This window comes from Azospirillum lipoferum, from assembly GCF_024170005.1.
In the GTDB taxonomy this organism is placed as follows: Bacteria; Pseudomonadota; Alphaproteobacteria; order Azospirillales; family Azospirillaceae; genus Azospirillum; species Azospirillum lipoferum.
In genome coordinates this window covers 1-10,932 of record NZ_JALJXJ010000033.1, presented here as the reverse complement: position 1 = coordinate 10,932, position 10,932 = coordinate 1, and the positions used below count along the sequence as shown (strand labels likewise).

General features: G+C 69.4%; 10 protein-coding genes. 4 read left to right on the top strand and 6 right to left on the bottom strand.

Translation table 11 applies throughout. The features are described 5' to 3' along the window. Positions 1–478 precede the first annotated feature (478 nt). Positions 479–916 (top strand): RbsD/FucU family protein, encoded by a 438-nt coding sequence (locus J2848_RS35520; protein WP_149235713.1) that lies wholly within the window; start codon positions 479–481, stop codon positions 914–916. Between the two features lie 50 nt (positions 917–966). After that, positions 967–1,779 (top strand): SDR family oxidoreductase, encoded by an 813-nt coding sequence (locus J2848_RS35515; RefSeq protein ID WP_149235712.1) that lies wholly within the window; start codon positions 967–969, stop codon positions 1,777–1,779. 23 nt (positions 1,780–1,802) lie between these two features. Here J2848_RS35515 and J2848_RS35510 read toward each other — a convergent pair whose 3' ends face one another. The 6 genes from J2848_RS35510 to J2848_RS35485 form a co-directional block, all read right to left on the bottom strand. Then, complete coding sequence (locus J2848_RS35510) at positions 1,803–3,029, bottom strand: ABC transporter permease (protein ID WP_149235711.1); 1,227 nt, start codon at positions 3,027–3,029, stop codon at positions 1,803–1,805. 5 nt (positions 3,030–3,034) lie between these two features. Further along, entirely contained in the window at positions 3,035–4,174 is a 1,140-nt protein-coding gene (locus tag J2848_RS35505) for an ABC transporter permease (RefSeq protein WP_149235710.1), read from the bottom strand. Beyond that, complete coding sequence (locus J2848_RS35500; protein WP_246194557.1) at positions 4,171–4,896, bottom strand: ABC transporter ATP-binding protein; 726 nt, start codon at positions 4,894–4,896, stop codon at positions 4,171–4,173. Before J2848_RS35500 ends, J2848_RS35505 begins: the two co-directional genes overlap by 4 nt. Then, positions 4,893–6,020 (bottom strand): efflux RND transporter periplasmic adaptor subunit, encoded by a 1,128-nt coding sequence (locus J2848_RS35495; RefSeq protein ID WP_149235709.1) that lies wholly within the window; start codon positions 6,018–6,020, stop codon positions 4,893–4,895. The genes J2848_RS35500 and J2848_RS35495 overlap by 4 nt, the downstream gene beginning before the upstream one ends. A gap of 115 nt (positions 6,021–6,135) precedes the next feature. Then, entirely contained in the window at positions 6,136–7,266 is a 1,131-nt protein-coding gene (locus J2848_RS35490) for an AraC family transcriptional regulator (protein ID WP_149235708.1), read from the bottom strand. Between the two features lie 312 nt (positions 7,267–7,578). Beyond that, on the bottom strand, positions 7,579–9,678 hold the full coding sequence (locus tag J2848_RS35485) for an NADH:flavin oxidoreductase (protein WP_149235707.1): 2,100 nt from the start codon (positions 9,676–9,678) through the stop codon (positions 7,579–7,581). 107 nt (positions 9,679–9,785) lie between these two features. On the opposite strand from J2848_RS35485, the gene J2848_RS35480 reads away from it, so the two are divergent. Together J2848_RS35480 and J2848_RS35475 are read left to right on the top strand one after the other, a co-directional pair. Next, complete coding sequence (locus J2848_RS35480) at positions 9,786–10,727, top strand: LysR substrate-binding domain-containing protein (RefSeq protein WP_149235706.1); 942 nt, start codon at positions 9,786–9,788, stop codon at positions 10,725–10,727. A 20-nt stretch (positions 10,728–10,747) separates the two neighbouring features. After that, positions 10,748–10,932, top strand: a 185-nt coding sequence (locus J2848_RS35475; protein ID WP_253568848.1) for a hypothetical protein, incomplete at its 3' end; no start/stop codon positions are given.

Here is a 10,932-nt window from a genome sequence, read left to right as displayed (position 1 = left end):
CGAGCGTGATGTCGAACTTCGACTGGGCGGAGGCCGGGCCCGCCGCCATGACGGAGGCGAGCGAAAGGGTGGCTGCACCGAGCAGCAGAGCGGATTTCACCATCAACGTTTCCCCCAACAATAATGTTTTGTTGTTGCTCAACCTGATCGTTCGTCATGTCCGGGGGCTTGCGCGCGGCTTGCGAAGCGGCGACGGCGTCCGGACATCCGAAGACGGCAAGCCCCGTGGCGCCACCGCCGTACATACCCCAGCATGCACGGCGTCTTGGCTCCATCGTTGCCAGCGTCGACCATGCTAAAGGGCGATCATCCGTCCGTCAATAAATTAATCACAGTGAATTAAGTTATGTTGTATCGTCAGTCTGCCGATGATATTCCTGTAGCGTGGTCAGAAAGGCGGATAGCGAAATAAAATTTCGCCTCGCTGTCCGTTCCCGGCTTCCGGCCCGCATCCAAGAAAATTCCGGAGGAAACAGTCATGCTGATTGGAATCGATCCCGTGCTTGGCCCCGATCTGCTGGCCATGCTGCGCGCGATGGGGCATGGCGATGAAATCGCCATCGTGGACGCCAACTATCCGGCGGTCGCGGACGCCCGCCGTCTGGTGCGCATGGATGGGATCGACGCGCCGCGGATCGTCCGGGCCATCCTGTCGGTGATGCCGCTCGACGATTTCGTCGAGGATTCGGCCTTCCGTCCCGCCGCCCAGAACGATGTCGACCGGATCGAGCCGGTGATGGTGGACCTCCAGGATGCGGTCACCGCCCATGCGCCGCAGGTCCGCCTGAAGCCGCTGGTGGGAAAGCCCTTCTACGACCGTGTGCGGTCCGCCTTCGGCGTCGTCGCTTCCGGGGAGGCGAGGCTTTATGGGAACATCATTCTGCGCAAAGGCGTCATCCGCCCGACAGGCGCCTGAAGACGGGCGCCCGTGAGCGGAAAGGATGATGAGCGGAAAGGACGAAGACCATGACGCCGAGACGACTTGTCGACAAATTCGCCCTCATCACCGGCGCTTCGCGGGGGATCGGCCGCGCCGTGGCCGAGCGTTTCGCCCAGGAAGGGGCGACGGTGGCGATCAACGCCGTCGCGCCGGGACCGCAGGCCGACGAGGCGCTGGAGGCGGTCGCGGCCGCCGGTGCCGCCGCCGGATTTCCCGACCGCCGGCACATGCTGGTCTATGCCGACGTCGCCTCCTCGGCCGCCGTCGATGCCATGTTCGGTGAGGTTCTGGCGGCGTTCGGGCGGCTCGACATCCTGGTCAACAACGCCGGGATCCAGACCGAGGAGCCGAGCGAGTCCTTCACCGACGAGACGATGGAGCGCGTGCTTGGCGTCAATCTGCTGGGGGCGGCCTACTGCGCGCGCGCCGCGATCGCGCATTTCCTCAGCCGCCCCGGCGGCGGGGCGATCGTCAACAACTCCAGCGTCCATCAGCTCATTCCCAAGCCCGGCTATCTCTCCTACTCGATCAGCAAGGGTGGGCTCGACAACATGACCCGGACGCTGGCGCTGGAATTCGCCGACAAGGGCATCCGGGTGAATTCGGTCGGTCCCGGCGCCGTTGCGACCGACATCAACGCGGCCTGGAAGGACGATCCGGTCCGTCGCAAGGTCATCGAGGGCATGATCCCCATGCGCTATGTCGCCACGCCGGAGCAGATGGCGCCGGTTTTCGCCTTTCTCGCCTCCGACGACGCCAGCTACGTCACCGGGCAGACCCTGTACGCCTGCGGCGGGCTCACCCTGTTCAACGAGATCAAATCGAACAGCACGTCCTGAAACGCCGCCGGCCGTCGCGATGGTCACGGACCCGCCTTGAGCGACTCGAGCGGAGAAAGGCGGGCGGCGGCAACGGCGGGCAGGACGCCTCCGAGCACGCCGATGGCAAGCGCCAGGGTTCCCGCCTTCATCAGTCCCGCCGGCGTCACCGCCAGCCGGAAGACGAGCGCGGTGCCGTCGGCGCCGAGCGTCGACGTGCTCCAGCCATCGAGGATCAGGGCGACGGCGGCGCCCAGCACCGCACCGGCAAGCGACAGCGCCATCGCTTCGGCAACGGTAGCGGTGAAGGTCGCCAGTCGGCTGAAGCCGAGGACGCGCAGGGTGGCGATCTCGATCCGCCGCTCGGACACCGAACTCATCATCGTATTGAGTGCTCCGGCCGACGCGCCGACCGCCATCAGCAGCGTGATCGGCCAGCCGAGCAGAGCGACCAGACGCGTCACCGGCGCCGACTGGCCGGCCAGGAGGTCGGCCTCCGTCATGGCATCCAGCGGCGACGGCGTGGCGCCCGGCAGGGCGGCGCGCAATGCGGCAAGGCCATCCGGCCCGTCCAGTGCGACGCGCAACGCCTGAATGTCACCCTGACGGTCGAAGACGGCCCGCACCAAGTCGAGATCGCCCCAGATTTCGGAGTCGGCAGCGCCGCCCTGTGCGGCAACGATGCCGACAACCGCCCAGTCGACCGGGCCGAGGCGCAGCCGTCGGATGGAACCGGTCTTCGGACCGGCATCGCTGGAACCGGTATCGAGCCCGAGATCGCGGGCGAGGGTTTCACCGATCACGATTTCGCGCATGCCCGGCGCGAAGAGGCGGCCGGTCCGGATGGAGGACCCCGGCCGCAGCCGCGGTCCGGCGGCCTCCATGCCCCTCAATGCTACCATGCGGCGCTGTCCGTCCGCTGCCGTCGCCTCGACGGGAACGGCGATCTCCCGCGACAGCAGAGGCCGGCCCCGGTCGTCGAGCGCGATCCCCGCCGCCGTCCCGTCCGCCTGCAGGCTTCTTGCGGCGTCCGGCGGGATGGCGGAGGCGATCTCCTGAAAGGCGCCACCGCCGAGAATGACGGCGACCTCCCGCGATCCCCCGGCGCCGAGCGTGCGTTCGAGGCCGGCCGCGACCGCGAGGAAGCCGATCAGCACCGCGACGACCAGGGCGATCGAGGCGACCATGGACAGCGAGATCGCCAGCCGCCCCGGGAGGCCGGCGAGGGCGGCGCGGGTGAGGACAAAGCATTGTCTGGGGAGCGAGGACATCGGCGTCACCGGAAGCGGAGGGCGTTGGCGGTGGTCATCCGCAAGGCGAAGCCGGCGGGCACGAGGCCGGCCAGCAGGGCAAGGGCGATCAGCAGGAGAAAGGCGCGCGCGACGACAGGCGGCGGCAGGGCCAGGCCCAGTTCCGGACCGGCCAGCAGCGCCGCCACCCTGGCCAGGGCGAGGCCGATGCCGCCGCCGGTGACGAAGATGAACAGCGTCTCGCAGAGCACGAGGCCGACGATCAGCCTTGCGGGAAAGCCGAGCACCTTCAACACGCCGATCTCGAAGCTGCGTTCGCGCACCGCGAAGGCCATCGTGTTGGCGACGATCATCAGGATGGCGGCGAAGGAGGCCGAGGTGACGAGGGTGACGACGAGCCGGAAATCGGCGATCTCGCGGATCAGCGCGTCGAGGAAGGCCTTCTCGGACTGGGTGCGGGTGGGGGCCGGCGAGCTTGCGAACAGCGCATCGATGCGTGCGGCGAGCGCGGCCGGCGGAACGCCCGGATGGGGCACGACCATCAGGCCGTCGATGCTGTCCCGTCCGTGGGCGCGTGCGGCGTTCACATAGTCGTAGCGCGCGATCATGAAATGGGTATCGATCTCCGGCCGGGCACCTTCGAAGACACCGGCGATCTCGAAGCTCCAGGGCGCGCCGTCCGCCCGCGCGATCTGGAAGGGCGTCAGCGCGATGCGCTGGCCGGCGCGCCAGCCCTGCGCCTCCATCAGGGAACGCCCGACCAGAACCCGGTCGCGGGCCCCGTCGAGCTGCGCGAGAAGCGCCGGGGTGAGGTCGAGGTCTCCCGCCATGACGGCCGCCATCGCGTTCGGATCGACGGCGCTGGCAACGGCGACAGTCCGTTCGGTTCCGACATAGCCGCGGATCCGGGCGGAGGCGGCGACCGCCGCCACCTCCGGCATCGCCGCGACGCGGGCGGCATCCGCATGGGGCAGGGGCTGTCCCCGGCCGTTGCGGCTCTGGACGACCAGCCGGCCGGCCTCGGCCCCGCCCGATCCCTGCGAGCCGGCGAGAAAGCCCTGGCCGAGGCCATGGACCAGAAAGGCGATTGCCACGGAGAGCATCATCAGCAGGGTGCGCGCCGGCTTGCGCCACAAGTTGCGGCCGATCAGGCGGAGAAGGGTCATGACAGGACCTCCGGCCCGGCGGGACTGAACGCCCCCTTGTCGAGGTGCAGCACGTGGCGGGCCGAGCGCGCGGCGGCGGGATCGTGCGTGACCATCACGATGGTCTTGCCGAGTTCGCGGTTGAGGCGGCCGAGGATGTCGAGCGCCTCGCCGGCGGAGCGGCGGTCGAGATCGCCGGTCGGCTCGTCGCAGAGCAGCAGGGCCGGATCGGTGACGATGGCGCGGGCGATGCCGACGCGCTGCCGCTGGCCGCCGGACATCTCGCGCGGATGGTGCCGCGCCCAGCCGCCGAGCCCGACGAGATCGAGCACGGTCGCCACCCGCTCCCGCCGCTCGCGGCCCGACAGCGGGCGCAACAGCAGGGGCAGCTCGACATTCTCGGCCGCGGTCAGCATCGGCATGAGATTGTAGAACTGGAAGATGATCCCGAGCGTCGTGGTGCGCCACGCCGCCCGCGCGTCCTCGCCCATGGCGGACAGGTCGCAGCCGTCGATGGCGACGCGGCCGGCATCCACGGGGTCGAGCCCGGCGAGGATGTTGAGCAGGGTCGACTTGCCGGAGCCGGAGGGCCCCATGATCGCGACGAAGTCGCCGCGCGGGATCTCGAGCGAGAGGTTCGAGAAGATCGCGACGCGCCCGGCACCGCGGCCATGGCTCTTGGAAACGCCGTCGAGGCGGATGAAGCCGGGGCTGCCCGGCAGGGAAGGGGGAAAGGGGGTCAAGGGGCGGTGTCCTGCGCAGGGGGCGATGGGCGGGGCGATGGTTGGGGCGGCGGGTGGGCGGGAGGATCGCGGGCGGGAAGATCGACCCGGACCGCCATGGACGGGCGGATGCCCGGCGGCGGATCGAGGATGGTCAGGCGGACCGCGATGGTGCCGCGCTCGGCCGAGGCCACCGGCGCGATGCGCGCCACCTCCACGGTGAAGCGGGTGTCGGCATAGGCGTCGAGCACCGCAGCACCCCGTGCGCCGGAGCCGATCGCGGCCAGCGCCGTTTCGGCGATGTCGACATCGAGCGCGAGCAGGTGCGGATCGGTGACGGTGAAGAGCGGCACTTCGGCGCGGGCATCGGCCTGGGACAGGATCGCCTCGCCGATCCGTGCCCGGCGGGCCGAGACGATGCCGGAAAGCGGCGAACGCAGGGTGAGATCGGAAACGGCCTCTGCCGCCCGGGCAACCTCCAGCTCCGCCTTGGCAACCTCCTGTGCCGCCTGATCCCTCAGATTCGCCGCCTGGGCGGCTGCGGTGGCGGCATCGCGCGCCGCCTGGGTGCTGACGGCTCCGCGGGTGCCGAGATCCGCCATCCGGCCCGCCCTGTCGCGGGCCTCCTCCGCATCGAGGCGGCGGGCGGCAAGGATGAGCCGGGCACGGTCGCGGGCGAGTTCGGCGTCCCGAAGCGCGAAGCGCAGCTCGGGATCGTCGAGTTCCGCCAGCACATCGCCGGCCCTGACGGCGCTGCCGACCTCGACATGGACAACCGTCACCACGCCGCCGCGCCGGGGATGGACCGCCGCCTCCCGCAGCGCCACGACATGGCCGGAGCCGGTCACGGAGCGGATCGGCGGCGGAGGCAGCGCGGCCGTGGCGGGTCCCATCGCAATCGGGGCGGCCACGATGGGCGCGGACCAAATCGCGGGACCCGCCGCCCGCCACAGTACCCCGGCACAGCCGATGGCGGCGATCAGGGCCAGGACGCCGACGAGATGCCATCCGCCGGATGGACGCGGCAGGCGGGTTCCGGCCGGGGGAAAGGCGGGAACCGGGACCGGCTCCAGCGTCAGCGACGCCAGCGTTTCCGACAGTCTGGGGTCGGGATGGCGGGGAGCGGGATGGGGATGGGTGTTCATGCCCCCATCTCATCCCGATCACTGGGAATGCTCGACCTCGAACCCGATCGGGGACGTCCTGAATCGTGATCCAGGACGTTTTCCGGGGGTGCCGCCGCCGGTCAGGGGCCGCCGGTCAGGGCTTGGCCGGGACCCCTTCCACGCCGCCGTCCGCCTTGCCGTCCGGCCCGGCACCACCCGCGGTCCGGTGATAGGCGCTTGGCGTCATGCCGGTCACCCGGAGGAATTCACGGTTGAAGTTCGATTTCGTGCCGAAGCCGGACTCCAGCATCACGACCGTGACCGGATCACGCGTCGCCACCAGCCGCCGCCGCGCCTCCTCGACGCGGTATTCGTTGACGAGCTGGGACACGTTGCGGCCATGGACACGGTTGAGGGCAGCCGAAATCTGGCGGGCCGGGATCCCGGTGCGGCGCGCCAGCCGCTCCAGGGTCAGGTCGGGATCGCGATAGAGGTGCTGGCCGCGCATCACGGCATCGATGCGCCCGACGATGGCGGCGTCCTCCGGTGACGGCGCCATGGTGAGCACCGGCGACGGCACATCCGCCGGTCCGGGGGGAGCGTCGGGAGGTGGCAGGGGCGGGGTGGGGAAGGGTGGAATGGGGTCGGCGCGCTCCGTCTCGTCGGCAGGACGGCTCGCGCCAGCGACGGTGACCGCATAGGCGGCGACAGCGAGCGAAAGCAGGCTGGCACCGGCAAGGATCGTTTCGGCGCGCGGGCCGTTGCCGGTCATGATTTCGGCCGAGATCACGGCATCGACGATGCCGTTGAGAATGATGAAGAGGCCGCTGAGCACGAGCGCCCGGTGAGCGGCGCGCTCATCGCCGAACCGGGTCGCCGCAAGCGTTCCGGCCCCGCCGGCGGCAAGGCGCAGGAGTGCGATGCCGTAGCCGAGATAGGTTGCGAACAGGACGAGATCGATGGGCAACGGCCAGACCGCGACCAGCAGCGCGACGCCCGCCGCCGGGAGCAGGTGGGGCCACAATCGGGATATCCCCATGCCGCCGCCATGCCTCAGCTCGTTGAAGGCGGCGAAGGACAAGGCCGGCAGCGTTGCGGCGAGCACCGGCTGGACGAGCCGGGCGGGACCCCACCCGAGGCCCCAGTTCAGGCCGGCCAACGCCGCCTGCACCGTGAAGACGGCGACCAGAAGGGGAAAGAGCCCCCGCGTCCCATCCCGGATCATCCGCAGCAGGATGAGGCCGAGCATGAGCGAGATCACGAAGGGAAGCGGGATCGACGGCATGGGCTCTGCTGCAAATTCTTCCGGTGGACGCGTGATGATGACTGCCGGCATCAGTGCCGATGCCGCGTGGCCTGGAACACGGCCTGACTCCCTCCAGCCATTCCGCCGCATGTTCGTCCGCTTTGCAACAGAGCCGTTCCGGACACTCAGATGTGCAGGTGGCTTTCCCCGGTGTCGGTCACCCGGCCCGGATCCGGGCCCAGATCCCGGCCTGGATTCCCGGGGCCGGCCCTTCGCGTGGCCTCGTCCAGGATCAGCCGGAGCGGATCGGCCATCGGCCCCGCCCTTGCGCCGCGGCTGCCCCGGGTGCCGTCAAAGCCGGCTGCACAGGCGGTAGGCGTCGAAGATCGCGGCATGCAGATCGCGGCTGGCCACCGCATCACCGATGCGATGCAGGGCGAAGCGGCCCGGCTGCAAAGGGTCCGGCGGCAAATCCTGGGGCTGGCCGGCCAGCAGGCGGTCGATGTCGGTAACCCCGTCATTCAGGGATGCGGCGCACAGATCGTGGAACAGCGCGTCCATCGGCAGCGTGCCGTGTTCGACGACGATCTGGTCGGTGACGATGACGCGTTCCTGATCCGTCATCTCGTTGCGCAGGACGGCGGCAAGGCGGTTGCCCTCGCGCCGCACCTGGATCAGGCGATGATCGACCAGGGGCGCGATACCCTTCTGGTAAAGCCTTTTGCGGAAGCTCGAACTGTCCTGATAGGGCATTTCCACCGCGGCGGCGGGATCGGGCGTGACGAAGGTCACCGACTTTCCCGCCGCCGCCAGCTTCAGCGCGCAGGACGGCGCCGCCTGCCGGCCGGTGCCGTCATAGATCAGCACGGCGTCCTGCGCCGGGACATGGCCGGACAGCATGTCCCAGACGCTGGCGCAGTGTTCGCCACCCTCCAGCCAGTCCAGGTCGGGCACGCCGCCGGTGGCGACGATGACGATGTCCGGGGCTTCGGCGGCGACCTCGGCGGCTTCGGCGAAGACATTCAGGCGAACGTCCACCGCCAGCCGTTCGAGTTCGTTGCGGCGCCAGTCGGTGATGCCGAGAAGATTCTGCCGCCCTTCGGCGCCGGCGGCGATCAGCACCTGTCCGCCCAGCCGGCTTCCCGCCTCGAACAGGGTGACGCGGTGGCCGCGCTCGGCCAGAACGCGGGCGGCCTCCATCCCCGCAGGACCGCCGCCGACCACCACCGCACGGCGCGGCGTGCCGGCGGGTGCTATCTCGTGGCTCAGCGTGGTTTCGCGGGCGGTGGCCGGGTTGTGGATGCAATGCGCCTTGCGATACAGGCAATAGGAGGCGCCGACACAGGGCCGGATGCGGTCCTCCTCGCCGCGCCGGATCTTCGCGACCAGATGCGGGTCGGCGATGTGCGCCCGCGTCATGCCGACCAGATCGGCGATGCCGTCGCGCAGGACATGCCGGGCCGTCGCCACGTCGCGGATGCCCGCGGCATGCATGACCGGCAGCGCGACCTCGGCCCGGAAGCGCTTCACCTCGGCCAGGAACGGGGCGCTGGGCTGGAACATGCCGGGCATGTTGTGTTCGGTCAGCAGCAGATCGCTGTCCATGCGGCCATAGATGCAGTTGAAGAAATCGATATGGCCTTCCCGTTGAAGCATGTGGGCGATCTCGAGGCTTTCGTCCCTGTGCAGCCCGTCCTCGCCCCCCTCGTCGACGACATAGCGGATGCCGATGACGAAGTCCGGGCCGACGGCCTTGCGCATCGCCTCATGCACCATCAGCACGAAGCGGGCGCGGTTCGCGGTCGAGCCGCCGAAGCCGTCGGTGCGCAGGTTGGTGCGGGGCGACAGGAACTGGCCCAGCAGATGCCCGCCGGTCAGCGTTTCGACCCCGTCCAGCCCGGCTTGCCGGCAACGTCTTGCGGCGGCGGCGTAATCGGCGACGACGCGGTCGATGTCGGCGCGGTCCATTTCCTTGGGAAAGCTGCGGGTCCGCGTCTCCCGCACCCGCGACGGGGCGATCGCCGGCAGCCAGCCGCTGCCGAGCGCCGTGGCCCGCCGCCCCAGATGCGACACCTGGCACATGATGGCGGCGCCATGGTCGTGGATGCGCCGCGCCATCGCCTCCAGATGCGGCAGGATGGCGTCGCCCGACAGGTTGAGCTGCCCGCCGCCCCAGCTTGAATCGCGCGAGGTCATGGCGGAGCCGCCGATCATCGTCAGGGCGATGCCGCCCCTGGCTTTTTCCTCGTGGTAGCGCTGGTACCGCTCCGTCGGCATGCCGCCCTCGTCCAGCATCGAGGCATGGCTGGTGCTGACGATGCGGTTGCGCAGCAGCAGCCGGCCAAGTTGGAACGGCGACAGCAGGGGATCGGACGGCCGGGTGTCCGATTGGCGGGTGCCCGCTTGGAGGGTATCCGGCTGGGGGGCGCTCGGCTGGACCGCGAACTGCATGGTCGGGAGGTCTCCTTGGCGTGCCCGGGTGGGCCTTGCTCAAGGATGAGGTGGCGGGGTGTGGGCAGGAAGCTTGATAAAAGCTGGGAGGGGTATACGCTGAGCGTATGGCCCTGCGCAGCATCGCCCCTCTCGCCCGCACCCTGTTCATCTTCGAGGCCGCCGCCCGGACCGGCAGCTTTTCGGCGGCGGCACGGGAATTCAACGTGACCCAGCCGTCCGTCAGCCGCAACATCGCGCAGCTCGAGGCGTGGATGGAGGTGCGGCTGTTCCTGCGCACCCCCGCCTGCATCACCTTGACCCCTGAAGGGGAAGAGATTTACCGCGTCCTGCGCGACAGTCTGGAGAGGATCGATCACACCGTCGGCACCGTGCGTCGACGTGCGGCGAAAACGCGGATCACCCTGTCTTTTTCCAGTTCCTTTGCCACGCAGTGGCTGGTGCCACGACTGCGCGTCTTCAAGGCCGCGTTCCCGGACGTCGAACTGCGGCTGGATCTGGTGCAGGGAATGCTGGGCCAGCCGCCGTCCGATGTGGATATCGCCACCCGCGTCGTCGAGCCCGACGATCCGCGCTATCACATCTGGCCCTTCGCGCCGGAAATCATCATGCCGGTTTGCAGCCCCGCCTATCTGGCCGAGCGCGGCCCCCTGGATGCCGATCCGCAGCGCCATGTCTTCCTGAACCTGAACGACGAACACAAGGCGCATTGGAACCGGCTTCTGAACCCGTGCGGGGGTCTGGAGGGGGACGGGGGCTGGGTCGGGAAGTGGGCCGGGAAATGGGACGTCTTCTCTGACTACTCGGTCGTGCTGCAGGCGGCGCAGAATGGCGAGGGGATCGCGCTTGGCTGGGTAAGCGTGATATCCCGCGCGCTCGGCGAAGGCGTGCTGGTTCGCGCCGGCACGGGCGAGATCCGCACCGGGCGCTGGCATTCCCTGATCGCGCCGAAGGCCCGTCCGCTGCAGCCCGTGGTCCCTGCAATCTGTGACTGGCTGGTCGCCGTGATGCGCGACGATCTGGCCCGCATCGACGTCGCACTGTCCTGATGTCCGGAGGAATCACGGGGGTGACCGGCAATTTGTTTCCGAGCCTGCTCGGCCCCGGGAACCCGGGGCAGCCTCCCGGTCAGATGAGCGCGCCAAAGTTTTTTGCCGAAGGGCGAAAAAAGTACTTGCGCGGTTTGGGAGGTGTCGCCTATAAAGCGCCTCCCGACGCGAACGACGCCGGCGCCGCCGAACCGGCAGCGACCGA

Coding starts and splice junctions, on each gene's coding strand:
- J2848_RS35480 (WP_149235706.1), top strand. CDS start 9,786: ATGGCCCTGCGCAGCATCGCCCCTCTCGCCCGCACCCTGTTCATCTTC.
- J2848_RS35495 (WP_149235709.1), bottom strand. CDS start 6,020: ATGAACACCCATCCCCATCCCGCTCCCCGCCATCCCGACCCCAGACTG.
- J2848_RS35515 (WP_149235712.1), top strand. CDS start 967: ATGACGCCGAGACGACTTGTCGACAAATTCGCCCTCATCACCGGCGCT.
- J2848_RS35510 (WP_149235711.1), bottom strand. CDS start 3,029: ATGTCCTCGCTCCCCAGACAATGCTTTGTCCTCACCCGCGCCGCCCTC.
- J2848_RS35520 (WP_149235713.1), top strand. CDS start 479: ATGCTGATTGGAATCGATCCCGTGCTTGGCCCCGATCTGCTGGCCATG.
- J2848_RS35490 (WP_149235708.1), bottom strand. CDS start 7,266: ATGCCGTCGATCCCGCTTCCCTTCGTGATCTCGCTCATGCTCGGCCTC.
- J2848_RS35505 (WP_149235710.1), bottom strand. CDS start 4,174: ATGACCCTTCTCCGCCTGATCGGCCGCAACTTGTGGCGCAAGCCGGCG.
- J2848_RS35485 (WP_149235707.1), bottom strand. CDS start 9,678: ATGCAGTTCGCGGTCCAGCCGAGCGCCCCCCAGCCGGATACCCTCCAA.